This window comes from Lentimonas sp. CC4, from assembly GCF_902728235.1.
Classification (GTDB): Bacteria; Verrucomicrobiota; Verrucomicrobiia; order Opitutales; family Coraliomargaritaceae; genus Lentimonas.
Genome location: NZ_CACVBO010000001.1, coordinates 798,442 through 823,560, shown reverse-complemented (window position 1 = coordinate 823,560; position 25,119 = coordinate 798,442). Strand labels below are relative to the sequence as shown.

The window sequence follows — 25,119 nt, the reverse complement described above, 5'->3', positions numbered from 1 at the left end:
CGCCGATTTTTTTTTGAATAGGTTCCATCCCTTTAAATTATGTCAAAACGTATTTCCCGTGTAAACGAGCTGCTCCAGCGTGAGATTGGAGAGCAACTACGCCGCTACTATGGCGGTGAAGAGTCGGTCAGAATCACTATTAGTGATGTCGATACATCGCCTGACCTGCGCCAGTGTAAGATTTATTACGCCGTGATTGGTGACGAGAAAGCCATCAAAGAGGCACAGGCGTTCTTTAAGCGTATCGGTAAAGAGCTGCGTCAACGCGTGATGTCGCGTGTGACGCTGAAATATTTCCCACGCTTCGACTTCATGTATGATCCGTCTTTGGAGCGTGGAGCAGAGATCCTAAACCTACTAGACGCACTAGATAAAGAAGATGAGCCAAGCTGAATTCTACCCGAATGAGAGTCCGCAATTTGCGGCGAGTGTTGCACAATTAAAAGGTAAGAAGGTCGCCGTTTGTGGGCACTTACGCCCAGATGGAGATTGCATCGGTTCGATCGTTGCCGTCGTCCGTGTATTAAAGAGCCTCGGTATTGATGCCATTGGTATCAATCGCGACGAAGTGCCAGCGACCTTGAAGGCATTTGTCGGCGATACACCGTTAATCCTCGCATCTGACTTTCAGCCAGAGGGGCATGTGGCTGTTACAGTCGATTGCGCGGATAAGAAGCGTATTGGTGATCGCTTGATTGAGCTGTTTCCTGAAGTGGCGTTGAATGTGGATCACCACATTTCCAACAAGGCCTATGCGCAGCAGAATTTGATCATCGCTACGGCATCGGCCACTGCAGAGATCCTTGCTGGGTTCTATATGGACTTGGGCTATGAGATTGATGCGATTACTGCACAAGCGTTGTATGTCGGCATCGCGACCGATACCGGACAGTTCCGTTTCCCTTCGACGACGGCTGCGACGTTCGAGATCGCGCGTCGTCTTTGTGAGTATGGTGCGCAGCCTTCGGTTGCGGCACACGAGCTCTATGAGTGCGAGACCTTTGCGAAGATCAAATTGCTGCAGAACTTTTTGAATTCGCTGACCATGGAATTTGATAACCGAGTGTGCGTCGGTCTGATTGAGCGCGGTGTGTATGACGAAACCGGTGCGACCATTGATGATTCCGAAGGCCTCGTGGACTATGCACGTTCGATTGCGGGCGTGGATATCGGTGTGATGATTGAAGACCGCGATGGCGCGCTCAAAGGCAGCTTGCGTGCGAAGAACCCGTTCTACCGCGTCGATCAAGTCGCTAAGCTTTTCAATGGCGGAGGCCATGCCTGCGCTGCAGGTCTAAATGTGGACAACAGCTCGATTAAAGAATTCTACCCACAACTCATGCAAGCATTGGGCAAACATCTCGAAGCCCTCGGTCAGCCCAAGTAACCCATTTTTTATTATGTCTCAGCCAACAAATGATGATCCGATCGGCGTATTGCTCGTTGATAAGCCTCAGGGCATGACCTCGCACGATATCGTAGCGCGTATGCGCCGCGTATTTCGTATTAAGAAGATCGGCCATGCTGGCACGCTGGATCCGATGGCGACAGGCTTGTTACTGATCCTTGTTGGTAAGGCGACCAAGGTGTCTCAATTCCTGATGAGCATGGATAAGGAATACACTGGCACTGTAAAGCTCGGTGAGGTCACTGATTCCCAGGACGCTGACGGCGAGATCGTTGCAACCACTCCAGTGCCAGAGTTGACACAAGCAGATGTCGAAAAGGTGATGGCGACTTTCATGGGCGATCAATATCAGACGCCACCGATGTATTCGGCTAAGAAGGTGAACGGGCAGAAGCTTTATAAGTTGGCGCGCGAGGGTAAGACGATTGAGCGTGAACCGCGCGTGATTCATGTCAGCCGCTATGATATTCTAGATTTCAACCTTCCTGAAATTTCTGTTGTCGTGGGTAGCAGTAAGGGCACTTACATCCGCACGCTGGCACATGATCTGGGTGAGCGCCTCGGTTGCGGTGGTCACTTGTGTGCGCTACGCCGCACTCAAGTCGGTAAGTTTCGTATCGAAGATGCGAATACATTGGAGGAAATCGAAAACATGGCTCCCTCTGAACTCCGCAAGAAATTGATTCCGGTCAATCAGGCGGTGCCAAGCGTCGCGCTCTAATAAACATCAACCATGCAACTTCCCGCCCACGTCGAACGCTTTGAGGAACTTGCTGGGCTCACTGGTGAACTGCACCTCGCGATTGGTGTCTTTGATGGCGTGCATCTTGGGCATAAAGCTGTGATTGAATCGGCAGTGTTCTCGGCACAACGCTCTGGCGGTGTGAGTGGGGTGCTGACCTTTGATCCGCATCCGAGCCGTCTGTTTCGGCCTGATGCGCCGACGCTTCTGATGATGCCGATCGAAGCGAAGACAGCGATGCTGCATGCGGTCGGTGTGGATATAGTGATCCAGAAGCACTTTGATCGTGCCTTTGCATCGATCCCCGCTGAGGATTTTCTAGCAAATTTAAAGGCGGCTTTGCCTGCGTTGAAGTCGATTTATATCGGGTCGAATTTTCGTTTTGGTAAGAAGCGTGCCGGTGATGTCGCAACGCTCGTCGAGTCTGGCAATCAACTCGGGCTTGGAGTATTTAGCGTGGATCGTATTAAGCATAATGGCGATCCGATCAGTAGCACTCGCATTCGGAAGGAGCTCGGTTCAGGTCGAATCGAGGCAGTGAATGCCCTGTTTGGGTATAATTATTTTTCGATAGGGAAAGTCGTCAGTGGCGCGCAGCTTGGGAGGACCATCGGTTTCCCGACATTGAATTTGCCGTGGTCACCTGAGTCTTTGCCACGCTTTGGCGTCTATCAGGTGCGTTTCCGTTCGGCCGCGGATCAGCCATGGGCTTTTGCGGTGGCGAATTATGGTGTGAAGCCGACGGTAGCCGAGGCAGATCAAACGCCCGCACTAGAGGTGCATGCCTTGGGCGATACCACCTTGGACCAGGGCGATTCCATCGAAGTCGAGTGGCTGCGCTTCATTCGCCCCGAGCAAAAATTCGAGTCGCTCGATGCGTTGAAGGTGCAGATTTCAAAAGATTGTGAGACTGCGCGTGCGTTATCGGATTGTTAGGTGTAGCTCCAAACGCATGAAGATTTGAGATCTTTATATTTTGCGTTTTTTTGTGTGGTTGAGTGAAGTGACACAGACATTGCTACGCCATCTCCGGCAGACCTACGTCCTGTCTGATACGTTGGATAAGTGCAGTTCTACTGGGACAGACAGGAATGTCTGTATCACTTCGCTGCTACTTCAGCACTGGATGTTCTCTGAGCCTTTGTAGATGGCGGTGACTTCGATCGCTAAGACTCCGCGGACAGTTGCCTCTGGTTTGGCAAAGACCTTGCCTTGTTCAAACTGCTCACCGTCGGTGGCATAGTGTGGGAAGCCCTTGAGTTGGTAGGCACCGAAGTTGGGTGCTTGAAATAGAAACGACACCTCTGGTTTTCCGTGCTTTAGATTGTTGAGCGTCTGCCCGAACTTGATGTCGCAGATCATAATCTGCTTTCCTTTTCCTAGGCCATAACAGCTGACATACACAGTATTCGGTGTGCCACTTTTACTTACAGTCGTTAATACCGCGAGTGGGTTACGAGCCTCCCACGCTTTTGTGACTTCTTCAGGTAAATGATTCATTCGGGACAAAATGCGTATCCGCTTTTTCATTTCAATTCTGCTTTGCTATCGCTGGGTTTCAGCAGAAATCATTATATGCGATAGTAGTAAGAGTCCGCGTGCAATTCCGGTGTCGTGTCGTGGATACGTTGAGCGGTGGAAAGACAGGACGTAGGTCTGCCGGAGATGGCGTAGCAATGTCTGTATCACGGAGACTGTCTCGCAAATGGAGGCTCGCAAAGTGTTGCGATCTGTTTGCATGCTGCGGCATGCCAGATCGTATCATTGAATTTACTGTGCCTTCGGGTGTGAAGTCCGGGCGCGCGGATAAGATTTTTGCCTCGGAGTTTGACGATATTAGTCGTGTCCGTTTGCAGAAAGCTTTTGAGGCGGGGCAAGTGACCTTTGATGGCATCACAATTGATAAGCGCTTTAAGGTGAATCGCCCCGGGTTGTTGCGCGCGGTGCTTGAAGAGATCGAGGTGCGTGAGGGTGCGAAGGCGGTGGATATTCCGTTGGATATTATTTACGAGGATGAGTCGATCGTCGTGGTCAATAAGGCTGCGGGCATGGTCACCCATCCTGGCAGTGGCACGGGCGAGGATACTTTAGTGCATGCCTTGCTGCACCATACCAATGGTCAGTTGAGCAGTATCGGTGCGCCGGATCGTCCGGGTATTGTGCATCGCTTGGATAAGGAAACGACTGGCCTGATCGTGGCGGCGAAGACGGATCGGGCGCATCATAAGCTGGTGGCCTCCTTTAGTGCGCGTGAGACGTATAAGCGCTACCTAGCTTTGGTGATCGGCACCCCTCGTAAGACGGCGGGCACCTGTGATGGTGCGATTGCGCGGCATCGTGTGCATCGCACGCGCATGGCACTCTCTGCAATGGGCAAAGAAGCCAAGACGGACTGGTCGGTGGAGCATAGCTTCGGTGGGCAGGTGGCGTTGGTTAGTTGTGTGATCCATACGGGGCGCACGCATCAGATTCGCGTGCATATGAGCGGGTTGAATCACCCGCTGCTGGGCGATACCACATATGGTTATAGGCCGAGTCGTTTGAAGGACATTGATGTGCCGCGCGTCATGCTACATTCGACAGAGTTTCATGTGCAGCACCCTGAGCGTGATGAGGAGATGGAGTTTATTGCTCCGTTGCCAGCCGATTTTCAAGGGCTGATGGATCGACTGACTGTTTAGTTGTATGTGGTTTGTTCGTGATACAGACATTGCTGTCTGTCGCTTATTCTCGGGGACAGACAAGAATGTCTGTGTCACTTTAGCTAGGTTCAGATTTCTGGATGCTGGGTTGTCTGTGAGGTGAAGATTTGTTGTGTGTGGTGTCATGTGGTTACGAAGTGTCGTAGGTGGTATGCTTTTTCTTAGGTTCGTGGCGTCTGCTTGGGCGCTCGACGCTTCTGCATTGGCGATCGAGATGTCGACGCGCTATGCCCCGTATGCGGATTGGGCCAAGGTGATGGATGTCGATGTGTTGGCGCGTCAAACGCCGTCGCGCTATTGGCGCACGCCAAATGAGATCGTTTCGGAGCGTGCGGAGGGTGCCTTGCCTTTGGCGGGACTGCACATCGCTTTAGATCCAGGGCATATCGGCGGGGCGTGGGCAGATGCCGAGGGGCGACATTTTCGGATCACAGAGGATGATTTTTATGTGCGCGAGGGCGAACTCGTGTTGCTGGTGGCGCAGAGGGCTCGGGAGCAGTTAGTCGCGTTGGGGGCGAAGGTGTCGTTGCTGCGGGAGGCAAATTTACCAGTCAATCCTAAGCGGCCGTTTGATTATTTGGAATTAGCTGCGACGCAGGTGCGGCAGCCGATTGAATGCACGCCGGAGGCACTGTGGGCGTATGGTAGTGCGCTTCGGGCTAGGGCTGAGCGTTTATCCATTGTGACGGGAGAACTTCTCGAGCGTGCGCGCTTGGTGAATCAGGAGATTCAGCCTGATGCATTGATCTCGCTGCACATCAATGCGGCGGCATGGCCAGTTAGTGAGAGTGAGAGTGAGAGTGAGAGTGATAGTGAGAGTGAGATTGATAGTGAGAGTGAGAGTGATAGTGAGAGTGAGAGTGATAGTGAGAGTGAGAGTGATAGTAAGGTTGGAGATGATGGATATAGTGATAAATACGGTGATGAAAAGATGCTATGTTTAGTCGACTCGAATCATTTGCATGCGTTGATTTTCGGCTGCATGAGTGCGGGGGAATTGCAGTCCGGGCGTCAGCAGGCGCAGTTGGCGGTGAAGCTCGTTAATGGGAGTGGCGCTGTGGAACTATCATTAGGAGATGCGTTGATGGTTACATTGGCGGAGGCGACGGCTCTACCCGCTGGCAAGTATGAGGGGCATAATGCGATACTATTGGACCTAGAGCAGCCGTATTTGTTTGCGCGTAATTTGTTGATGCTGCGGATGGTTGAGTGCCCAACGGTATTGCTGGAGCCCCATGTGGCAAATAGTGTGACCGCGTATGCTCGGATTCAGGCTGCGTTGGCTGATCGGGCTGCGGCGCGAGCGCTGGCAGATGATGATATTTTGGTGGAGTATGCAGATGCAGTGGTCGCTGGAGTGTTGGCTTGCTATGCGGATGTTTCGGTTGATTAGAGTTGTGAGACTTTTGTGTGGGTGAGCTCATCTCGCCTAATCAATGCGATAAGAATTCAAGGATTTTTTGAGCTTATTTGTTGGTCAGTTGTAAGCTTCTACCTTTTGATGCTGTGATGCTGAAAGTTGGCTTATTGTCTTTTCTCACCCTTGCCCTTACCTCGTTACATGCGATTCATTCGATTGAATTGAAGGATGGTAGCGGAATTCGGGGAGCAATCGTCTTGGAACGGCCTGATGTGTATTACGTGGATCTAGGCTTTGATGTGGTGACGGTGCCTAAGGCTGCTGTCGCAAGTCTAGGGGAAGTGGATGCTCAGAGCGGTGAGGTTATTTCTTCTGAGGTTACGGATACGCTGTATAGTGTGGCGGCAGATCGGGGGGATCAACCAATCTTAGAGTGGGTGGAACAGTTGGGCGAAGCTGTCGCTCTGGTGCAAACTCCGACGGGCTTAGGCTCGGGCTTTGTCATCCATGCCGATGGCTATGTGGTGACGAATGATCATGTGATTGCAGGCGAGCACCGCATCTCAGTGACAATTTTTAGAAAAGGCGCGAATGATATGTCTAAGGTGACGTATGATAATGTGCGGATCGTGGCGACGAGTTCGGAGCTGGACCTTGCGTTGCTCAAGATTGAGCCGGAGACGGACGAGGTGTTTGAGAGTGTGACCTTGGCTGCCGTGGATGGTGGTGTGCGTGAGGGGCAGACTGTCTTTGCGATTGGTAGTCCGTTGGGGCTGGATCGCACTGTATCTGAGGGCATCATCAGTGTGGCGAACCGTGTGATTGGTGGGCGGCTGTATTTGCAGACGACGACGCAGATCAATCCCGGTAATTCGGGCGGCCCGTTGTTTAACCTGCGCGGCGAAGTCGTGGGCGTGAACAATATGAAGATCGCTGCCGTGGGTGCCGAGGGGCTGGGCTTCTCGATTTCTGCGCATATCGTAAAGTCATTTTTGGATAATCGAGATGCGTATGCATTCGATCCGCGTAACCCGAATACGGGGTTCCGCTACTTGAGCCCGCCGGAGGTGAGGACAGAGGATTGAGAGCTGAAACCTGAAATATTAGAGCTGAAGCCTGAGGGGTAGATTTGAACTGTGAGTTGTCATTTTAAGTATGAATAAATTTTTGTTATCAATTGTGTGTGCGGGGCTGTCGTGCTCTGCGGTGTTTGCGGTGCCTTTTCAGGAAATTATCGGCGAGGATGCTGATTTTTTTGTCACGGTTCGGAGTATCTCGGAGACGCGGGAGCAGTGGGAGACGCACCCGATCGTAGAATTGTTTGAGGATGAGGAGCTGCTTGATTTTTTTGATAGGGTTGCAGCGGAGGACGCGGGCAATGATGGGGATGATGAAGAAGATTTCGACGATGTGCTTGATGCGTTTGGACTGACACAGGATGAGTTGTTTGAACTCTTCCCAGGGCAGGCGAGTTTGGCTTTTTACAAGCTGGCGGATAAGATGATGGGGCAGGTTGACCGTGAAGAGATGGTGCTGATGGCTGAGTTTTCTGGAGATGCAGATCGTTTAAATGAATTGATGCACATTCAGTTTGAGCGAAATATGGCGGCACAGCAGGAGGTGAATCCATTGGTCGAACATGAGATGATCCAGGAGTCGTTCATGGGTGAGACTTTGTATTTTGATGAGACCTTTGATGGTGAGGAAACTTACATCGAGGATGGCTATGCGTTTGTGGATGGCATCGTGGTCTTAGCGGCGCCAGAGAGCCGTTTGCGTGATGCAGTGGAGTCGATCAAAGAGGGTGCAAGTGATCCGATTGCGGATTCTGATGTGTATCGACGCTCTCGCGAAGATGGCGGGCGGGGTGACGTGTCTGTGTATTTGAACCTGGAGAATTTGATGCCGCCACTAAATACAGCATTAGTTGACCTTCCGATGGTGAACAATTTGGCGATGTTCGGGGTGACTGCGCAGAGTCTGCAAAATGCGCTGTCGTTGGAGTCGTTGCAGGCAATGTATGCGGATCTCGATTTGATCGAGGATGGTGTGCTAGCGCATTATGGCATGATTTATGACGAGAAGCTTGGGTTCTTGAGCTTGCTTAGCTATGGGCAAGGGGAGCTGCCAGAGGCACGTTACGTGCCAGAGGGGGTGCTGAGTAGTGCTGTGTCGTTGTTTGATTTCAGCGAGATGCTGGCAAATTTGGAGAAAGTGCTGACTTCGGCTAGCCCTACATTACCACCGTTGATCGATATGCAGATGCAGATGATGCAAACGAACACTGGCGTTGATCTGCGCTCTTCGATATTGGAGAACTTCGGCAGTCGCGTCGTTAACTTATCGGTGCTGAATGAGGCAGGTCTGGAGGGAATGCAAACGGCCGAGTCGCAACAATTGTTTATGGTCGAGCTGAATGATTCACAGGCATTTTCTCAGGCGATTGAGGCATTTAAAGATATGGTGCCAGGGGCGCGAGCAATGATCGAAACCCAAGAGTATGAAGGGCAGACGATTTATACCATCCACGGGCCGAGTGATCCGAATTTTCCAGAAGCCCAGCAGGCGGATGTGAGCTATGTGATGACTCGTTCGGAATTGATTGTGAATATTGGACGCGTGGGACTTTTACATCAGGTGCTTTCACGTATGAGTGAGGGGGGCGATGGATTGTGGCAAAGTCGTGAGATCGAGGCATTGTTTGAACGTATCGAGCAGCCGAATGCGGTGACGCGTTCTTATATGAATGCGGAGCAAATGGTTGAGCCTTTGTTTCGGTCATTGCTAGAGGCTGGTGAGCTGAGCGGGTTTACCTCGAAGGTGAGTGCGGATCAGATCCCATCGGATTTGGATGTGTCGTATCGTTTGATATCTGAAGTGAATGAAGCGCCGGATAGTTTGTTTGGGCGCACATTAATCATTAAGAGCGAGGACAGTGAATGAGAGCTGGCTTAAAGCAGAGTCTTTTGTGTGGCTGCGGCGTGTTGTTCGTGAGCTTGCTTACGGGCGCAGAGACATCGTCGTTTTCGTTTTCAGGGCCGGAGGTGTTGAAGTTGGACTGGGGGACGCGCGCGCTGAATGTGTGTGATGTCAATCAGGATGGCTTGAACGATTTGGTCGTGGTGAATAATGATACGGCACAGATCGAGATATTGTATCAGCGTGGCGAGGATACGGATAGTGATAGTGGTAAGACACGGCTAAACCGTAACCGTTGGGATCCGCAACTTGAAGATGCGCGATTTGAGAGCGAAGGCATTACGATCGGCTTTCCTGTATTTGATTTGTCGGTGGGGGATTTAAATGGAGATGGTCGTGCGGACTTGGCCTATACTTCGGGCGACGTGCCATTGACTGTTCGGTATCAGAACGAGGCTGGGAATTGGACGGAGACCGATGAGTTTGATAATCTAGAAACTCTTGGTTGGACAGGCACCGTTCAGATTTCGGACATCGATGACGATGGGAGTCTTGAGTTGTTGGTTATTTCTGCGGATGCGCTGCGTGTGTATCATCAGGATAAGCATGGGCAGCTCGGAGAGGCGGAGCTCTACTACCTGACTGGCGATAATCCGTTTAATATGCTGCTAGAGGATGTTACGGGAGATGGACGCAAGGATGTGCTCTACATTACATCCAATGGTGATCAGTCGCTGGTGTTGCGTGAGCAGTTAAGTGAGGGGGGCTTTGGGCCTGAGCGGCGCTTTGTTTTTGAGCGTTCGGTGCGCGCGGTGCGCGCGCTACCTCAAGCGGATGGTGAGTCGATGGCATTTTGCTCGGTGGATTCGCGCAGCGGTGGGCTGGAATTCTTTCAATTAAAGAAGGCTGAGGCGGTGCAGGAGGCGAAGGGCTTTTCGGCTGCGCAGCCAGAGATCTACCCGATCTTTAAGAAGGGGCGTTTGTCGGCGAATTATGCGCTGGGTGATTTGAATGGGGATGGACAGCAGGATGTGTTAGCAGCAGATCCCGCGGGTGCGGAACTCGTGCTATTTTTGAAAGAGTCTGGACATTTTAAGGCGGCGCAGACGTTTCCCTCGTTTTCGGGGATTTCTTCGATGGCGTGTGGGCAGTTTTTTAAAGATGATCAAGATACCGTTGTGATTGTGAGTGCGACGGAGAAGACCATGGGCGTGAGTCAGATGGATAAGAGTGGGCGACTCTCATTTCCCCGTCAGCTGGTGTTAGGAGAGGGCGAGCCGCTGGTGTGTGCGGCAGTCGATCTGGATGAAGATGGATATTCGGAGTTAGTGCTGGTGAGCGAGTTGAAGGGTAAGATGACGTTGACGCTTGCTCGACCTGCTAACCGCAAGGATTCGGATTCTGAATGGGTGGTGCTCTCTAGCACTGAGCTGACTGGTGTTAAGCGTAAGCCGTTCGCAATTCGTGAGGTGGCCGTGTTTGATAAAGATAGCTACGGGCTGATGATCTTTGTGGCGCGAGAGGCACCGGTGCTGTTGTCTTTGGATCAGGAAGATGGCGTGACTTTTAAAGAGGTGGCGCAGGGCTCGACGATTCGTGAGAGCTTGTTAAAGGATATTCAGCCAGCGCAGGTCAGTGTATTTGACGTGAATGGCGACGGCTCGAATGAGTTGGTCGTCGGAAGGGCAGGCTATGCGCGTGCGCTTAAAGTGAAGGATGGCAACCTTGAAATGGTGGATCAATTTAATGCGCGACGTGGAGATGATATGGTCTCGGCGGTCGTGCCGTTATATGAGCGAGGCGATGTGCAGCAGTTGGTTTTCTATGTAAGCGGCGTAGGTGAGTTTCAATTACTAGAGCGTGATGAGGATGGCGTATTTCGCTATCGCAGCACAGTCGCTGCTGGGAAGATTAATTTGAAGGAGTGGCATGAATTGAAGGCACGTAAGGGGGCATCGGAATTTATCTTTACCGGAGACGATCGCTTTTGGAGATTACCTACGCAGGCCAATGCTTGGACGCGTCTAGTTGAGGAAAGCTACGAGACGGACCTCGAAGCCGTGCACTATAGCTATGTGGAGAGCGCAGACTTCGATCAAGATGGCGGTGTTGATTTGATTGCAGTGGATGGACAGAGCCATGTGGTGGAATTTCTAGTGCAAAAAGAATCAAAGTGGGAAAGCCGAATGTTCTGGGAAGTGTTCGAGCAAAACCTGCATTACCAAGGTCGCACTGGCAGTAAGGTGGAACCGCGTGAAGTCGTGATTGGCGATTTTACGGGAGATGGGAAACTTGATTTCGCGTTTTTAGTGCATGACCGTATTTTATTTTACCCACAAGAATGAGACGCATCCGGAATCAGTTTATCGCTACGGTGCTGTGTGTGGCTGTGCTTCTTTTAGGAGTCGGTTGTGAGAGCGAGTCTGTTCCGGAGGGCCAGGTGCTGAAAGTCGGGGTGATTGCTTCTCTAAGTGGGGAGGGGCAGCGTGGCGGTATCGTTACGGTGAACTGTGCGAGTGTGATCGCCGATTATTATAATGAGCACGGAGGCTTGGAAGTCGATGGCGAGCGCTACCGTATCGAACTGCTGGTGCGAGATGATGTGAGTGACGCGTCTCGAGCGTTAGAGATTGCGTATGATTTTGTGCAGGCGGGCGATGTCCATTATGTGATCGGCCCAGAGGGGAATGCGGTCAGTGAGGCAGTTGCTCCGGTTCTGGATTCTGCCGGTATTTTGTATCTCCACTACGGGTTATCCAATCGTTTGTTAAGCAGTTCGAGTTATGGGGTTTTGGCAAAGCCGCGGGCGATCCAGCTGTTTGCAAGTGTGGTGGATTATTTAAAGGAAAACCAAGGGGACCTCGGGGAATTGTCTGTGTGTGTGCTAGTTGGTGCTTCCCGACCTGCGATGTATCAGAAGTTGAAGGTGGAGGAAATGGTGGAGCAAGCGGGCATCGAAGTGGTTCGATTTGCACGTTTCGATGTGACTGAGGCAGTCTTTGATTTGTCGCATCCTCCAGTTGCGGTTCAGTCTTTTGTGGCACGGGTGGTTTCGAGTCAGTCGAATGTAGTCATCTTATGTGGTCAACCGCATGGCACACTTTCGTTGGCGGTGTCCTCTCTTCGAGAGGGAGGTTATACTGGTCTCGTGATTGCTCGTGATTTACAGCAGTTGAATGATGCGAGGGAGTCTCGTTTGATGGCAGGTGAGGTGTGGCTAGTCGGCTGCTCTGCGCCGATCGAGGAGCGTAGTGATTATTATTTGAATTTGAAGGATCGCTACCTCGATACATTCTCAGAATGGGATGCGGATGTGGATCTCAAATTGTATGCGCTGGAGAGCGTGCTTCGTGGTGTCGTTCATTGTGGGAGCGAAGCAGTGAGCTCTTCTGAGATGTTGATTGAGTCGATCGAAACGCTCAATTTCCCAGACCCTTTTATCGTTGAAATGCGGATGATGGGTTTGCAGGGGGGCACGCTGTTGACAGGTGGTCGGCAATTATCGATTCCTATTTTGCTTTCGAAATATAGTGGAGGTGAGATGGAAGTTGTCTATCGTTCTGATTCTTCATCTCGATAACTCATGCGCATTTCGACAAAAATAGGAATTGCAGTTGCTTGCTCGCTCTTGGCGTTTGCGCTGTTTGTGGGGATTAGCCGTTATTCGATTGCAGAGGTGAGGAGCCACGAGCAGCGCTTGACGCAGTTGAATGTCGTCTCTCGTGAGCTTTCAAATGTCGTGATCGGGAATCGTATTTTCCAAGACCGTATGACTGGTGAGCGTTATGTGCAGAGTTCCTTGGAGAACTCGATCGAGATTCTTGATCGGCTGAGCGTGAATGCAGATGCGTATGATATTGATACGTTAGCCGACATGATTACGCGTATTGAAGAATATGAGACTGTATTCAAGCGCTTGGTGCAGAGTAAGCAGTTCTTGGCTGATTTGGATAAAGACGTGCGCGAAGGAGTCATTCGATTCGGAGCTCATAGCGTGGCGATGCAGAAGTATCTCGATGCCCATCATCAGGAGCTGCATGCAAGTTTTACAGAAGAGACGATCCAGTTGGAGAGCTTGGAGCGTTTTATGAGTGCAAATAGTTATGTGTGGGGCTGGTTGAATCGAGCGATCGGCGTGATTGATCGGGATCTGTTGTTAGAAAATGATTTGGGGCGCTTTCGGGCTAACTTTGAAATCGCACGTCAAACGTATGAAGCAAAGTATCTTGAATTAGAAGCGTTAGCGGAGACGTTGGAGCTTGAGCCCCTAGATGTATATCTCGAATCCATGCGCGTTGTGATGCAGGATCTACGCGCGGTCGCAGTCGAATTCACAGTAGCTGCCAAAGTGGAAAGAGAGTCCGTAGAGCTTCTGGAGAATCATGGTGTGCGCTTACGTGAGATGGTGGATTACTTGATCCTCTCTAGCCAAGAGCGGAGTGATCGACAGTCTGCGAACTTGAGCCTATTATTCTGGATTTCTGTGGTTGTTTTATTCGCTGGCGCGATTGGTTTGGGTGTCTGGTTTACTTTGGGGATTAGTCGGCCGATTAGTCGTTTGTCGCGAAATTTCAATACAGTTGCTGGAGGTGATTTCGACTTACAAGTGCCTGCCGGGGGGAAGAGTGAATTAGATGATTTAGCACGGGCATTTAATGACATGACCGATCAGTTGCGGCATAGTTATTCTGAGGTCGAAGAGAAGGTGAGGCTGCGCACTAAGGAGCTACAATTGGCAACCGCTCGATCGAAGAAAATGGCTGAGTTGGCGCAGGAGGCAAATTTGGCAAAGAGTGATTTTCTCGCGACGATGAGCCATGAGATCCGCACACCGCTGAATTCGATTATTGGATTCAGCGAAATGTTACAGGATACGCCCATGGATGAAGAACAGCTGCAGGACTTGCAGGCCATTCGAAATTCGGGGGGGATCTTATTGGATTTGATTAGTGAGATCCTAGATCTATCAAAAATCGAAGCAGGTAAAGTGCAGCTGACTGTTTCGCTTGTGGATTTAGAGAACATGATCACGGAGGTGGTGGGTTTGTTTCGTGTGAATGCGGATAAGAAGGGGCTCGCGATTCATGTCGATATATCAGACGAAATTCGTGCCGATGTTTGTTCGGATCGGACGCGTTTGCAGCAGCTGCTAAATAATTTGTTGAGTAATGCGGTGAAATTCACTGCCGAAGGGGAGATACGTGTGCGTGCGTGGTTGGAAGACCACGGTGAAGTAGATGGCCCGCGTTATTATATTTCAGTGAGTGATACGGGCATCGGGATTCCTGAGGATAAGATTGATGACGTGTTTCTTGCCTTCACACAGGCAGACTCTTCGACGACCCGTCAGTATGGAGGCACGGGTTTAGGGCTCGCGATTTGTTATCGAATCGTGGAAATGCTTGGCGGAGAGATCTCCGCGGTAAGTCGTTTGGGGCATGGCAGCACCTTTACATTTTATTTTAGAAGCTGGGCAGACCGGATGCAGGATGCTTTGCAGGATCAGACAGCCATCGAGCGGGAGCTGGATTTGCCCACGTCAACTCGTGTGTTGGTGGTGGAAGATGATGCGTTAAATTATAAATTAACTCAGAAGATTTTGAGTCGCCATGGGCTACATGCCGTCTGGGCTAGAGATGGGCATGAGGCGATCGGGCAAGTTGAATCGCTTGATTATGACTTGATCTTAATGGATCTACAGATGCCGGATATGGATGGCTTAGAGGCAACTTATGCAATACGCGAAATGTGTGCGAATCGATCGCAGCCATACATTTCTGCGCTGACTGCGAATGCTTTGGATGAAAGCCGCGATGCCTGTGAGATGGCAGGCATGCAGGACTTTATCACTAAGCCAGTGTCCGGGGATTCGTTGAAGGCCGCTTTGTTGCGCTATCAAGCCTATCGTGTGGGGCAGGCGAAGCGTGAGCTTGAGGCCGAATGATCGTCTAGTAGAGGTAGAAGCGTGCGCTTCCGTGCTGAAAGTTTTGTGCCTGCGTTGCCCATGCTTGCACGAAGTCTTTGGTTCTGGCCTGAGCGCCGCGTTGACTGATCTCATTCCACCATGCGGTGCTGCCGACATGTTTATTAAATAGCCCAGGATTTTTTGCGCTGGTGAAGGGATTGCCGGGGGTCCATGCGGCTGTGAGCTGCATCATATAAAAGCTGATTTCGGTGGGACGGACTTTCGCCCAATCGCTGACGCTCACATAGACGCCTTCGACTGGAGCACCTGCCTTGGTTTTCGTGCGAATGATACGAAAGCTCAGACCGGGGATGCGCTTCGCCATGAGTGCTTGTTGCACTGCTTGAGGGGATTTACCAGTAAAGCGTAGGAAGCGAAATGGGTAGGGCGTGCCGATACCGTGCGAAAAGCCGCCGACCTGTGCGCCGAGGCCTGTCATCGAGTAGCCGAGAACGGCGGAAAGGTCGGGAATGTAAGGCGAAGTGGGCACCCACTTCAGGCCTGTCTGCGGCCAAAGCATGTTACGGTTCCAGCCACGCATCTTGATCACGGTGAGCTTTCCATTCTGGCGCACTCTATCAGGCACTTCCATCGTGCCTGAGGTGTATCGAGCGACCTGAGCCAGCTCGCCAATAGTGAGGCCATGCACGTAGGGCACGTGAAACGCACCTACGTAGCTGCGCCACTGGCGATCGAGCGGAGGGCCGTCGACTTTTAGGCCACCGAGTGGGTTCGGGCGGTCCAGCACAATGACTTCGACGCCATTTTCGAAGCAGGCTTCCATCGCATAGCGCATGCAGCTGACATATGTGTAAGAGCGCACGCCGACGTCTTGTAGGTCGATGACTAGAGCGTCGAGTCCGCTAAGCATTTTGGCCGAGGGCTTACGATATTTGCCGTAGAGTGAATAGACGGGGAGGCCAGTGCGCGGGTCGATCTTATCATCAACTGGGACATTGGCCTTTTCGTTCCCATAGATGCCATGCTCCGGGCCAAACAGTGCGACGAGGTTCACATTCGGCGCACGGCGTAGCACCTCGATGGTGCTGACTCCATTGCGGTTGACGCCGGCGGGATGAGTGAGCAGGCCGATGCGTTTCGCTTCGACTGCACGGAAGCCGGATTGCTCGAGCACATCGATGCCGAGGTAGATACGATCGGTTTGGGCGATCAGGGAGCAGGACGCGAGTAGTGTCAGCGAGAGGAGACGGAGGAAGTTAAGCATGAGGTGGTTCGTCGGTAGGAGAGTCGGATTTACGTGCTTTGCGATCTTGGATTTTTTGAACCAAGAGTGCGTAGCTGGCGGCGGTGCGTCTGGCTGCAATACGATAGGCAAAGCTGGAGATGAGGCCGAAGAAGGTTCCCATCACGATGCCACCTAAGCACATGACTAGGAAGGCAGAGGTGACTAGCTCTAGGTTACTACTCCAAGTGTCAGAGGTGAAGTTATGCAGTATGACCCTAATTTCGCTACGGTTCATCGTTGCGGTCTCGATACTGACGATACTCAACACATTATGTCCGACTTGGTAGGCAGCATACCAGAACGGTAAAAACGTCAGTGGATTCGAGATCATCTGCAGCCCTACTAGGATCGGTAGGTTGGCACGTAGTAGTAGGGCAAAGCAGAGTGCGAGTGCGATCTGTATACCGTAGAGTGGCATGAGTGCTAAGATGAAGCCTGCGTAGAGTGCGGGGACGACATTATCGACGCGAAAGCTCCATAGGTAGATACGTTTGCGAGAGAACTCGGCAAAGCGCCCAAGGATTGGGTAGCGATGTATGTTCGAGCGGCGCGGCAACGGCCTGAGCCAACGCTTCACTCTGCGAATGCGGCGGCTTCGGGTCTCTCTTAGCTCATGCTCTTCAATGGTCATCGTGGGTAACTCTGTCGTAACACGTGATTGGTTTTAAGCTTCAGGTTTTCTTGGCCTTGCGCGAGTGCTTGCTCCAGTGCGCAACCTTCTGGGGTAATCGCATATGCGGCAGCGTTCGGGTAGTCTTGGTGAATCTGTTTCGCGGCAGCTGCTTCGACGCATCCTGCAAGAAGTATGCAGGGCTTGTCGGCTGCATGGGCTGCCCGCGCAAGTGCGATCGGGCCTTTGCCGTTGAGAGAGCTACGGTCGATCTTGCCTTCACCTGTGAGAATCAAGTCGGCTTCGGCGACCTTGCGCTTGAGGTCGAGCCATGCTTCGACGAGGTCGAAACCTGCGACGTATTGCCCCCCGCAGGCGACATTAAGACCAAACCCGATACCTCCAGCGGCGCCACTGCCTGGTGTGTCGAGAGCCGACTCGGGTTGGTTGAAAAACTGGCAGAGTTTGGATGCCATACTGGCAGAATCAGCTTCGAACGCAGCATGCTCTTCCGCGAGCAAGCCTTTTTGTGGCCCATACACTGCCGCTGCACCACGCGATCCGAGCAGCGGGTTGTCGACATCGCATGCGATGAAAATAGGTGGAGTTTGCACCTCAATACTGCCAGCGATGCTGGTAACTTGTGGCCAGTCCGAGGGCAGGATGCGTTCAATGGTGTGGCCGTTTGAATCGCCAAATTGTAAGCCGAGTGCTTGTAGTAGGCCGAGCCCAAGGTCGCTAGTCGCGCTCCCTCCGATTCCGAGTAGGATCGCGTCGGCACCTTCGGCCACGGCGATACGGATGAGTTCACCTACGCCATAAGTGGTGCAATGCTTCGGATGGCGACGCTCGGCAGGCACTTGCTCAAGGCCAGCCGCCGCTGCCATTTCGATGATCGCGACCTTGCCCTGTTCGAGCTGGAAAATGTGGCGCACCGCTTCGGGGAGCGAGTCGCTCTGCACCCAGCCTAGCGGTGCTTCGAGGTCTGCGCCGAGCGGGCCACAAACGGTATGCTGTTCGATGAAGCCGTCGGCGGCATTCGTGAGTATGCTGCAGAAGCCTTCGCCCCCGTCGGTGAGCGGCGCTTGCGTGATTTGAGCGCTTGCCCCCAGTGCATCCTGTGCCCCATAGGCGGCGGCCTCGCAGGCAGTTGCTGCGGTCATAGAATCTTTGAATTTATCGAAAGCTGTTAGTATCTTCATGGTTTACGAAGAGAAGCGGATCGTGCGCCACTTCGAATGCTGAACGTCGAATGTTGCTTTTTAACAGTATGTATTCGACGTTCAGCGTTCAAAGTTGGATGTTCAACGTTCGCGAGTCGCGCAGCGACTAGCGTTGTTCTTGTCCGGTCTCGACGTCGAGGATCTTGAAGTTCTCGACGTGGTAGATCGGATCTGCGCGGAAGGAGAGGCGCGCTCCATAGGATTCTTCGATGCCCAATAGGAGGTCTTCGTCTTCGTTACGAAGGCGTTCCAAGTTTGAGGGGTTGAGTAGCACGCGGAGGTTGATTTCCTTATCGTGGCCATCGCGCGCACGAATGTGGCGGATGATGCTGATAATGCGGCGCTGAATCTCGACACTCATTGTGCGGGACGATTTGACCGAGCCGCGACCGTGGCAATACGGGCAGTCGGTGTAGATGCCGCTGGAGTGACTCTCCGAGTGGCGCTGGCGTGTCATCTGCATGATGCCGAGCGTGGAGATCGCGAGGATGTGATTCTTCGCTTTGTCTTCCTGCATCTCACGGCGCATGCGGTTGAGCACGGCGTTGCGATCCTTCTTCGCCTTCATGTCGATGAAGTCGAGGATGATGAGTCCGCCGATGTTACGTAGGCGTAGTTGGCGCGCGATCTCGGTGGCCGCTTCGAGATTCACCTGTGTGATGAAGTCTTTGCCGTCCTTGTTCTTATTCTTATGAGAGCCGGTGTTCACATCGATCGAGATCAACGCTTCGGTCTCTTCGATCACGATTTCGCCGCCACCTGGTAGTGGCACGCAGCGCATGTAGGTCTGCTCGATTTGGCGCTCAATATTGAAGCGCTCGAAGACGGGGATGTCTTCGTCAAAGATGTGAATCTTAGACTTAGAGCGCGGGGAAATGGTGGTGACCTCGGCAATGATATCCTCGTGATCTTGCTTCTTGTCGACCATGACGCGGTCGATGTCTTCAGTAAGGAAGTCGCGCACGGTGCGGCCGACGATGTCTGGCTCGACGTAGAGGCAACCTGGTTTGTTGGTCGCTTCCATGCGCTGATTGATGACCTCCCAGCGTTTGAGTAGAATGTGCAGGTCGCGAATGAAGAAGCGTGCCTTTTTACCTTCACCTGCGGTGCGGATGATCAGACCCATGCCTTCGGGGAGCGTCAGGTCGCGGAGGATGCCTTTCAGGCGGCTGCGCTCTTTGCGGTCGTCGATCTTGCGAGAGATGCCGAGCGTGCCTGCATAGGGCATGAGCACTAGGAAGCGCCCTGGAAGTGCGATGTTCGTTGTGGTGCGTGGGCCCTTGGTGCCGATTTGGCCCTTGGTGATTTGCACGACGATTTCGCTACCGATTGGGTAGAGCTTCGGAATGTCTTTGATGGAGACCTTCTCCTTCTCGCGGTTACGTTGCTTCTCTGTCTTGTTGTCGCGAACGATTTCGATGCCACTGTCGTTGGCTGCAGGGAGGATGTCCCAGTAGTGCAAGAAGGCATTTTTCGGCTCACCAATATCGACGAACGCGGCTTTGAGGCCGGCTTCGAGATTCTGGATACGGCCTTTGAAGATGGCGCCCACTTCGCGTGCTTCACCGGTGCGCTCGACTTCGAATTTCTCTAAGACGCCGTCCTTAAGAAGGGCAACGCGCTTTTCGAGCGGCTCAGAGTTGATGATCAGCTCTGAATAAGACTTCTTTTCTTTCTTAATCGCCTTGATGATGCGTGTCACCAATGGCTGCTTCTTTGCTCGTTTTGCTGCGTCGTCTTTGAGTTCTTTGTGGTCAATTCGCTTTGCCTTTTTTTCTACTGGGGCAGAGGTGAGTTCTTCGGTGAATTGTGAATCGGAATTTTCAGTGTTTGAATCTGGCATTGGTATTGGGTGTCCCTGGTTGGAGTGGGGATCCGATGCTCTGATGGCTGCTGCAGGTGAGTGCCTGTGTGTATCGTCAGTGGGATCATGTATAATCCTTTCTGTATCGATAAACACTTTGCACTAATCCTTGCAGAATAAAACAGCTCAGAACAAAGGAGCCTCCGTAACTTAAAAACGGAAGCGGGAGTCCTGTAATCGGAGTAATGCCGATAGTCATGCCAATGTTGATGAAGAAGTGGACGAGGAACAGCACACTGACGCCGATGGCCAGTTGCATTCCAAATCGATCTCTTGCGAGTCCGGCAATACGTATGCCGTTGGCGACCATCAGACAAAAGAGTCCGACGACGAACGCGCTTCCAAGAAAGCCTGTTTCCTCCGCAATTACGGAGAAAATAAAGTCGTTGTGTGCCACCGCTTGTGGGAGGTAGCCGAGTTGGGCTTGTGTTCCTTTGAACAGGCCCTTGCCGGCTAGACCACCTGTGGCGGCAGATATTTTTGCTTGTTTGGCGTTCCAGCTTGCGCCGGTGCCTTCCGGATCGACTACGTCGGGTGCGACGAAGGTTAAGATCCGGTTTCGTTGATAATTGTGAATTGGAAGGAGTGAATGATACTCCTCTGTGGTTAAAGTAGTTCCGCTGACTTCTGCTGCACGCTCCTGTTCGAGGTGTTGGCTGTAGGCGTAGATGTCTAGGCCGACGACGCTTACGGCGACGGCAAATAGAGCAAAGGCGCTCACAAAAAATTTCTCCGACAAACGGGAGACATATAGCAGAGCGAAAATCATTGGAGGGAAGACAAGCGAGGAACCTAGGTCAGGCTGCAAGAAAATCAATAACATTGGGATTAAAAATACCACTGCGACTTTGGTCAAAACCAGTAGTGAATCCCGCACTGATCCGAGCTCTGAACGCGCTAAAATACTGGCGATCATGATCAATGTGCCGATTTTTGCTCCTTCAGTCGGCTGGACGATCGTGACCCCTACGTCAATCCAGCGACGCGCTCCCATCATTTCAACGCTGATGGGGCTGATTTTCGTGGCGAGCAACAGTCCGAAAATTCCAGCGGCATAGATGAAATGCGCGTAGCCTAGGAAGACCTTATAATTAATCAGCGAGACGATGCTATAAGTGCTCAGCCCTAAGGCGACCCAGAAGAGCTGCTTTTTCCAGTCGCCGCCGCCGTGCGTGTATTGCGCGGAGTAGATGAACAGGATACTGACGCCGCAGAGCAGTAGGATGCAGGCTGGGCTGATCCAGTCGATGCGCCGCCCGTCGTCAGGATGCATCATGCTCTGATTCTTCTTGCTGAAAATTCGGCGGTAGATGCTCATTCGTTTCGCTCTAAATAAGAATTAGGAATCCACAACTCATTGTAGTGCTTCCAAGTTTCAGTATTCCAACTTTTCCTATTAGTTGACGTCTCCGAGGTAGTTCGACGGAGGCTCAAAGCCCTCAGCGGTAAAATACGGGATGATCGCGGCTGGCAGGAAGCGGCGGTCGCTTAATTCATCTAAAGGTATCCACTCGACACCGACCTGTTTCTTATCGTGCTCGGTGCCTGGGCCAATGCCGTCCGGGTTCGGGAGTGAGCAGCGAAAGACGCTTTCCAATTGATGAAAGCTGCGGTGTGCGTGGCGAAATTCGTGGTTCTTGCCGATGTATTCGCGCACGTAGAGGAGCTCGCCGACGTCCACATCCGTGCCGATTTCTTCGAGGCATTCGCGCTGCAGGCCTTGGCGTAGCGTTTCGCCGTGATGTTGGCCGCCTCCGGGTAGAATATAGAACACACCGGACTGATCACGCATTTTAATGGCGAGTAGTTTGCCCTCTAATATAATTAAGGCTCTGGCGGCTGTGCGGATGGGGCGCATAAGATGGTAACAGCCAAGGGGAGAATCACAGATGAGCAAGACTCAAGCGTGGGAAAACCTGCTGAGGTGCGATTTAGGTGGTAGAAATGAGTGAGATAGATTTGTCTCAGGCAAATTTAGTCGCAGATTGCCGCGATGCAGGAATTTGAGATAACTAGATTTTTTGAGCAGTTTGCGGATGCTCCACGTGAGCTGGCGCACCTCGAAGCCCATTTTAAGGGTCACAACGCTCTGCTCTGTGCTTTGCTGGATGAGGCCGATGACAGTGGCTTTTCGCTGCATCAATGGGTGGAGGCCTTGGTCGTATTGAGCCAGTGGTTGGACGCGCGGGGTTTGACTGTATCGACTGAAGAGAGTCTTGGTTATGTATCCTGTGCCGCTGCATCTGCTGATTCGGGCGGAACTCTATCGCATCTACCATCGCTGGTGAGTGATTTTCTCGAGCAGTATGGTTGCGAGCGTTCTGTTGAAAAATAGAGTGTCGTAATTGTTAAAAAGTAGAGCCTTGGGATTTCGCTGCTTTACTCTGCCTGTGGGGCTTCTATTACCTGTGGCTTGATGCTTGAAGAAAACACAGTTACAGACTCAGAGGTCGAGGCCTTGGTCGAGAAGGGCCAATTAAAGGCGCTTTCCGAGTCTTTGACTAGTTGGGCAGACCCTGAGGTGGCGGATCTGATCTTGCGATTGGATCGGCCGCACCAAGTTTTGGTTTATCGTGCGTTGCCGCGTGAACGTGCTGCCGATGTGTTTGCTCATTTCGAGCCCGAGGATCAGGACGATTTCTTGAGCGCCTTGACCGATGCAGATACGCGGTCATTGCTGGCAGATCTCAGCCCGGATGATCGAACTGCGATGCTCGAAGAGCTGCCGGCGACCGTGACGCGGCGTCTCATGCAATTATTGAGCCCTGCCGATTTGGCGGAATCACGTCAATTGTTGGGCTACCCCGAAGAGAGTGTCGGTCGTTTGATGACGCCTGACTATATTCGGCTGCGTGCCGAATGGACGTGTGAGCAAGCCCTTGCGCATGTTCGTAAATTCGGGCGCGACTCCGAGATTTTTAATATTCTCTATGTGACGGATGCCGGCGGTAAGCTGGTGGACATCGTGCGCATGCGGCGCCTGATCATGATTGATCCTCAGACGCTCATTCAGGAGATGCTCAACTATAATTGTGTGAGCATTTCAGCGTATGATGACCGAGAGGTGGCCGTTGAGATGATTCAACGCTACGACGTGAATGCGCTGCCGGTGGTTGATTCCGAAGGCGTATTGCTCGGTATCGTGACGGTCGATGATATTCTCGATGTCGCCGAAGAAGAGGCCACGGAAGATATTCAAAAGGGTGCGGCGGTTGCTCCTTTGGAGACGCGCTATAGTGTCGCCTCGCCGATGCAGCTGTTTCGTAAGCGCATCGGTTGGCTCCTGATTCTGATTTTCGTCAACTTGATTTCGGCGAGTGTGATTTCCAGTTATGAGGAGTATGTCATGGAGTTCATTACCTTGGCGCTCTTTATGCCGCTGGTGATTGCAAGTGGTGGTAATTGTGGTGCGCAATCGGCCACGCTGATGGTGCGTGCGATTGCCACAGGTGATTTGGAATTGAGCGATTGGTTAATGGCGGTTGGCAAAGAGCTTTTCGTTGGTGTGTTGCTTGGTAGTGCGATGGCGGTGATCGCCGGAGTGGTCGGTCACCTCTACGGTGGCGATGCGAAAATCGCGCTGATTGTCGGCTTGAGTATGATTGCGATCGTTTTTGTGGCGAATAGCTTCGGGGCATTGTTACCGTTTGTGCTGAGCCGCCTGAGGGTTGACCCGGCCGCGGCAAGTAGTCCGCTCATTACGTCGATCATGGACGTGCTCGGGCTGATTATTTATTTCTCGATTGCCGTTGTGGTGCTGAGGTAGCACTGAGAGTGATACTTGTATTTCTGCCTTCCCCGTCTGAGTCAGCCGCTGTGCGTTTTTGCACCCTTAGTGGATGAACGCTTGTGTCTGTTTTTAAGTGAACGGAAGGGAGGGGCGCTTCACTGCTTTAACTGTTCTTTGATGGATTTCGGATTCTGCCTTAAGTCCAATGTGCGCGAAACGATAATGACATCTTCTACGACTTCATAGTAGATCGCGTAGGGGAACCTTTTGGCGAGCATTCTGAAATACCCCATCACCTTCGGGTGGATTCCCGAGTAGAGCTGCAGAGAATCAATGTCTGCAAATAGGGAATCGAAAAAATAATAACCGATACCTAATTCTTGAGAGTCATAGAACCGACGGCCTTTTGCGAGATCGGCCAAAGCCGAAGGGCGAATCTGAAGCCTCATTCAAATTCTTTTCTCAATTTCTCTTTTGCTTGCTCCCAGTCGATAGGTTCTTCCAACCCGGCAGCTGCACGCCGTTCGGTTTCTTTGAGTGCTTCAAGGTGCCAACTTGGTGACTCGATGGACGATTCCTCATCAACCAGCAATTCTTCCCAAATAGCCTCGATTGCCATGAGTTTCTCTTTTTTTGAGAGTTGTCGGATTTGCTCAACTGCTAGCATTACTTTAATTTACTCGGTTGGTGGATGCGTGCAACTATTCTTTCTGTTGAGCGGGGAGTCGTTGTTCGCTATACGGCGAAGCGAGGGTGGACGATTTTCGACTGGTGTCTGTTGCGTGATTATTTTTCCGTCTCAAACTTGTCTAATTATGGTTTATAGATGGCGGATCTATCGCTGTTTGCTCTATCTCGGCACCTTGAGCGGTGGCTTATTCGCCATCTTTCGGATTTTATTGAGCGACTTGTGGATGGCAGGCTGACGTATCATGCGTCGTTCCAATCGATATTTGCCGGGGAAATTCGTCATCGTCAGACCGATGAGGATGGTCAGTGCACCTTGGCCTGGGAGCACCAGCAGCGCGATACCGATTAAAATCAGTAGAATGCCGACTAGGTTCTTCAGTAATGAGAGTGCACGCCATGGCAGCGGGTGTGGGTGCGCGAGACTTGCAGGCGCACGATGGTCGCGTGTGAAATAGTCCTCGGGTAGTGTGATGACGACCAGCGCTAGCGCGACGAGCGTGAGCGCCAGTAGCAGGAGCGACAAACTACCCAGCAGCTGCAGTAGCTGTTGGTTGGCCTGGATCCAGTCTGTGAGAGCGCTCATATCCGTTTATGACATTAGGATAGTAGGCTGGGTTGCATTGTAAATGCGCGCTCAATGAATTCTGAGGAACGTCCAAC

General features: G+C 52.0%; 23 protein-coding genes. 13 read left to right on the top strand and 10 right to left on the bottom strand.

What is annotated here, in order from left to right; all coding sequences use genetic code 11:
• The first annotated feature begins 39 nt into the window (after nt 1-39).
• From rbfA to ribF, 4 genes are read left to right on the top strand one after another with little or no spacing between them, the layout of a single operon-like run.
• The gene (gene rbfA, locus GZZ87_RS03655; protein ID WP_162027419.1) at nt 40-393 is read left to right on the top strand and encodes a 30S ribosome-binding factor RbfA; all 354 of its coding nucleotides are present in this window, start codon (nt 40-42) and stop codon (nt 391-393) included.
• Nucleotides 380-1,387, top strand: a complete 1,008-nt coding sequence (locus GZZ87_RS03650; RefSeq protein ID WP_162027418.1) for a bifunctional oligoribonuclease/PAP phosphatase NrnA — start codon at nt 380-382, stop codon at nt 1,385-1,387. Before rbfA ends, GZZ87_RS03650 begins: the two co-directional genes overlap by 14 nt.
• Nucleotides 1,388-1,400: 13 nt before the next feature.
• Nucleotides 1,401-2,129 (top strand): tRNA pseudouridine(55) synthase TruB, encoded by a 729-nt coding sequence (truB, locus tag GZZ87_RS03645; RefSeq protein WP_162027417.1) that lies wholly within the window; start codon nt 1,401-1,403, stop codon nt 2,127-2,129.
• Between the two features lie 12 nt (nt 2,130-2,141).
• Nucleotides 2,142-3,086 carry a riboflavin biosynthesis protein RibF gene (gene ribF / locus GZZ87_RS03640; RefSeq protein ID WP_162027416.1) on the top strand — a complete coding sequence of 315 codons (945 nt, stop codon included), beginning with the start codon at nt 2,142-2,144 and terminating at the stop codon, nt 3,084-3,086.
• Nucleotides 3,087-3,266: 180 nt separating this feature from the next.
• On the opposite strand, the gene GZZ87_RS03635 is transcribed toward ribF, so the two are convergent.
• A complete protein-coding gene (locus tag GZZ87_RS03635; RefSeq protein WP_162027415.1) occupies nt 3,267-3,650 on the bottom strand; it encodes a pyridoxamine 5'-phosphate oxidase family protein in 384 nt (127 codons plus the stop codon).
• A gap of 248 nt (nt 3,651-3,898) precedes the next feature.
• On the opposite strand from GZZ87_RS03635, the gene GZZ87_RS03630 reads away from it, so the two are divergent.
• The 7 genes from GZZ87_RS03630 to GZZ87_RS03600 all read left to right on the top strand — a co-directional run bounded on the left by GZZ87_RS03630 (nt 3,899) and on the right by GZZ87_RS03600 (nt 15,075).
• Nucleotides 3,899-4,831: an RluA family pseudouridine synthase gene (locus tag GZZ87_RS03630; RefSeq protein WP_162027414.1), complete on the top strand. Its 933-nt coding sequence runs from the start codon at nt 3,899-3,901 to the stop codon at nt 4,829-4,831.
• A 172-nt stretch (nt 4,832-5,003) separates the two neighbouring features.
• Nucleotides 5,004-6,245: an N-acetylmuramoyl-L-alanine amidase gene (locus tag GZZ87_RS03625; RefSeq protein ID WP_162027413.1), complete on the top strand. Its 1,242-nt coding sequence runs from the start codon at nt 5,004-5,006 to the stop codon at nt 6,243-6,245.
• A gap of 134 nt (nt 6,246-6,379) precedes the next feature.
• Nucleotides 6,380-7,297, top strand: a complete 918-nt coding sequence (locus GZZ87_RS03620) for a trypsin-like peptidase domain-containing protein (RefSeq protein WP_244648056.1) — start codon at nt 6,380-6,382, stop codon at nt 7,295-7,297.
• Between the two features lie 70 nt (nt 7,298-7,367).
• The gene (locus GZZ87_RS03615) at nt 7,368-9,155 is read left to right on the top strand and encodes a hypothetical protein (RefSeq protein WP_162027411.1); all 1,788 of its coding nucleotides are present in this window, start codon (nt 7,368-7,370) and stop codon (nt 9,153-9,155) included.
• A complete protein-coding gene (locus tag GZZ87_RS03610; RefSeq protein WP_162027410.1) occupies nt 9,152-11,476 on the top strand; it encodes a VCBS repeat-containing protein in 2,325 nt (774 codons plus the stop codon). Before GZZ87_RS03615 ends, GZZ87_RS03610 begins: the two co-directional genes overlap by 4 nt.
• On the top strand, nt 11,473-12,711 hold the full coding sequence (locus GZZ87_RS03605) for an ABC transporter substrate-binding protein (protein ID WP_162027409.1): 1,239 nt from the start codon (nt 11,473-11,475) through the stop codon (nt 12,709-12,711). Before GZZ87_RS03610 ends, GZZ87_RS03605 begins: the two co-directional genes overlap by 4 nt.
• A 3-nt stretch (nt 12,712-12,714) precedes the next feature.
• Nucleotides 12,715-15,075, top strand: coding sequence for an ATP-binding protein (locus GZZ87_RS03600; protein WP_162027408.1), 2,361 nt, complete (start codon nt 12,715-12,717; stop codon nt 15,073-15,075).
• Between the two features lie 4 nt (nt 15,076-15,079).
• Here the strand turns inward: GZZ87_RS03600 and GZZ87_RS03595 are convergent, their stop codons facing one another.
• The 6 genes from GZZ87_RS03595 to GZZ87_RS03570 all read right to left on the bottom strand — a co-directional run bounded on the left by GZZ87_RS03595 (nt 15,080) and on the right by GZZ87_RS03570 (nt 21,897).
• The gene (locus tag GZZ87_RS03595; protein WP_162027407.1) at nt 15,080-16,321 is read right to left on the bottom strand and encodes a DUF1343 domain-containing protein; all 1,242 of its coding nucleotides are present in this window, start codon (nt 16,319-16,321) and stop codon (nt 15,080-15,082) included.
• Nucleotides 16,314-16,973 (bottom strand): DUF2062 domain-containing protein, encoded by a 660-nt coding sequence (locus GZZ87_RS03590; protein ID WP_162027406.1) that lies wholly within the window; start codon nt 16,971-16,973, stop codon nt 16,314-16,316. The genes GZZ87_RS03595 and GZZ87_RS03590 overlap by 8 nt, the downstream gene beginning before the upstream one ends.
• Nucleotides 16,970-18,154 (bottom strand): glycerate kinase, encoded by a 1,185-nt coding sequence (locus GZZ87_RS03585; RefSeq protein ID WP_162027405.1) that lies wholly within the window; start codon nt 18,152-18,154, stop codon nt 16,970-16,972. Before GZZ87_RS03585 ends, GZZ87_RS03590 begins: the two co-directional genes overlap by 4 nt.
• A 127-nt stretch (nt 18,155-18,281) precedes the next feature.
• Entirely contained in the window at nt 18,282-20,018 is a 1,737-nt protein-coding gene (locus GZZ87_RS03580) for an Rne/Rng family ribonuclease (RefSeq protein WP_162027404.1), read from the bottom strand.
• A gap of 85 nt (nt 20,019-20,103) precedes the next feature.
• Entirely contained in the window at nt 20,104-21,357 is a 1,254-nt protein-coding gene (locus GZZ87_RS03575; RefSeq protein ID WP_162027403.1) for an FtsW/RodA/SpoVE family cell cycle protein, read from the bottom strand.
• A gap of 78 nt (nt 21,358-21,435) precedes the next feature.
• A complete protein-coding gene (locus GZZ87_RS03570) occupies nt 21,436-21,897 on the bottom strand; it encodes an NUDIX domain-containing protein (RefSeq protein WP_162027402.1) in 462 nt (153 codons plus the stop codon).
• A gap of 135 nt (nt 21,898-22,032) precedes the next feature.
• Between GZZ87_RS03570 and GZZ87_RS03565 the strand changes: the two genes are divergently transcribed.
• The gene (locus GZZ87_RS03565; RefSeq protein ID WP_162027401.1) at nt 22,033-22,374 is read left to right on the top strand and encodes a hypothetical protein; all 342 of its coding nucleotides are present in this window, start codon (nt 22,033-22,035) and stop codon (nt 22,372-22,374) included.
• Nucleotides 22,375-22,455: 81 nt separating this feature from the next.
• Nucleotides 22,456-23,805 carry a magnesium transporter gene (gene mgtE, locus GZZ87_RS03560; protein WP_162027400.1) on the top strand — a complete coding sequence of 450 codons (1,350 nt, stop codon included), beginning with the start codon at nt 22,456-22,458 and terminating at the stop codon, nt 23,803-23,805.
• Between the two features lie 119 nt (nt 23,806-23,924).
• Here the strand turns inward: mgtE and GZZ87_RS03555 are convergent, their stop codons facing one another.
• The 3 genes from GZZ87_RS03555 to GZZ87_RS03545 form a co-directional block, all read right to left on the bottom strand.
• Nucleotides 23,925-24,218 carry a type II toxin-antitoxin system RelE/ParE family toxin gene (locus tag GZZ87_RS03555; protein ID WP_162027399.1) on the bottom strand — a complete coding sequence of 98 codons (294 nt, stop codon included), beginning with the start codon at nt 24,216-24,218 and terminating at the stop codon, nt 23,925-23,927.
• On the bottom strand, nt 24,215-24,436 hold the full coding sequence (locus tag GZZ87_RS03550) for an addiction module protein (RefSeq protein ID WP_162027398.1): 222 nt from the start codon (nt 24,434-24,436) through the stop codon (nt 24,215-24,217). The genes GZZ87_RS03555 and GZZ87_RS03550 overlap by 4 nt, the downstream gene beginning before the upstream one ends.
• Before the next feature lie 183 nt (nt 24,437-24,619).
• Nucleotides 24,620-25,042, bottom strand: coding sequence for a PGPGW domain-containing protein (locus GZZ87_RS03545; protein ID WP_162027397.1), 423 nt, complete (start codon nt 25,040-25,042; stop codon nt 24,620-24,622).
• Nucleotides 25,043-25,119 lie beyond the last annotated feature (77 nt).

Excerpts from the sequence above, each read along its gene's own strand:
- GZZ87_RS03590 (WP_162027406.1), bottom strand. The coding sequence starts at position 16,973 with ATGACCATTGAAGAGCATGAGCTAAGAGAGACCCGAAGCCGCCGCATT.
- GZZ87_RS03615 (WP_162027411.1), top strand. The coding sequence starts at position 7,368 with ATGAATAAATTTTTGTTATCAATTGTGTGTGCGGGGCTGTCGTGCTCT.
- GZZ87_RS03650 (WP_162027418.1), top strand. The coding sequence starts at position 380 with ATGAGCCAAGCTGAATTCTACCCGAATGAGAGTCCGCAATTTGCGGCG.
- truB (WP_162027417.1), top strand. The coding sequence starts at position 1,401 with ATGTCTCAGCCAACAAATGATGATCCGATCGGCGTATTGCTCGTTGAT.
- mgtE (WP_162027400.1), top strand. The coding sequence starts at position 22,456 with ATGCTTGAAGAAAACACAGTTACAGACTCAGAGGTCGAGGCCTTGGTC.
- GZZ87_RS03550 (WP_162027398.1), bottom strand. The coding sequence starts at position 24,436 with ATGCTAGCAGTTGAGCAAATCCGACAACTCTCAAAAAAAGAGAAACTC.
- GZZ87_RS03575 (WP_162027403.1), bottom strand. The coding sequence starts at position 21,357 with ATGAGCATCTACCGCCGAATTTTCAGCAAGAAGAATCAGAGCATGATG.
- GZZ87_RS03545 (WP_162027397.1), bottom strand. The coding sequence starts at position 25,042 with ATGAGCGCTCTCACAGACTGGATCCAGGCCAACCAACAGCTACTGCAG.
- GZZ87_RS03570 (WP_162027402.1), bottom strand. The coding sequence starts at position 21,897 with ATGCGCCCCATCCGCACAGCCGCCAGAGCCTTAATTATATTAGAGGGC.
- GZZ87_RS03630 (WP_162027414.1), top strand. The coding sequence starts at position 3,899 with ATGCCAGATCGTATCATTGAATTTACTGTGCCTTCGGGTGTGAAGTCC.
- GZZ87_RS03565 (WP_162027401.1), top strand. The coding sequence starts at position 22,033 with ATGCAGGAATTTGAGATAACTAGATTTTTTGAGCAGTTTGCGGATGCT.
- GZZ87_RS03600 (WP_162027408.1), top strand. The coding sequence starts at position 12,715 with ATGCGCATTTCGACAAAAATAGGAATTGCAGTTGCTTGCTCGCTCTTG.
- GZZ87_RS03595 (WP_162027407.1), bottom strand. The coding sequence starts at position 16,321 with ATGCTTAACTTCCTCCGTCTCCTCTCGCTGACACTACTCGCGTCCTGC.
- GZZ87_RS03580 (WP_162027404.1), bottom strand. The coding sequence starts at position 20,018 with ATGCCAGATTCAAACACTGAAAATTCCGATTCACAATTCACCGAAGAA.
- GZZ87_RS03625 (WP_162027413.1), top strand. The coding sequence starts at position 5,004 with ATGCTTTTTCTTAGGTTCGTGGCGTCTGCTTGGGCGCTCGACGCTTCT.
- rbfA (WP_162027419.1), top strand. The coding sequence starts at position 40 with ATGTCAAAACGTATTTCCCGTGTAAACGAGCTGCTCCAGCGTGAGATT.
- ribF (WP_162027416.1), top strand. The coding sequence starts at position 2,142 with ATGCAACTTCCCGCCCACGTCGAACGCTTTGAGGAACTTGCTGGGCTC.
- GZZ87_RS03610 (WP_162027410.1), top strand. The coding sequence starts at position 9,152 with ATGAGAGCTGGCTTAAAGCAGAGTCTTTTGTGTGGCTGCGGCGTGTTG.
- GZZ87_RS03585 (WP_162027405.1), bottom strand. The coding sequence starts at position 18,154 with ATGAAGATACTAACAGCTTTCGATAAATTCAAAGATTCTATGACCGCA.
- GZZ87_RS03635 (WP_162027415.1), bottom strand. The coding sequence starts at position 3,650 with ATGAATCATTTACCTGAAGAAGTCACAAAAGCGTGGGAGGCTCGTAAC.
- GZZ87_RS03555 (WP_162027399.1), bottom strand. The coding sequence starts at position 24,218 with ATGAGGCTTCAGATTCGCCCTTCGGCTTTGGCCGATCTCGCAAAAGGC.
- GZZ87_RS03605 (WP_162027409.1), top strand. The coding sequence starts at position 11,473 with ATGAGACGCATCCGGAATCAGTTTATCGCTACGGTGCTGTGTGTGGCT.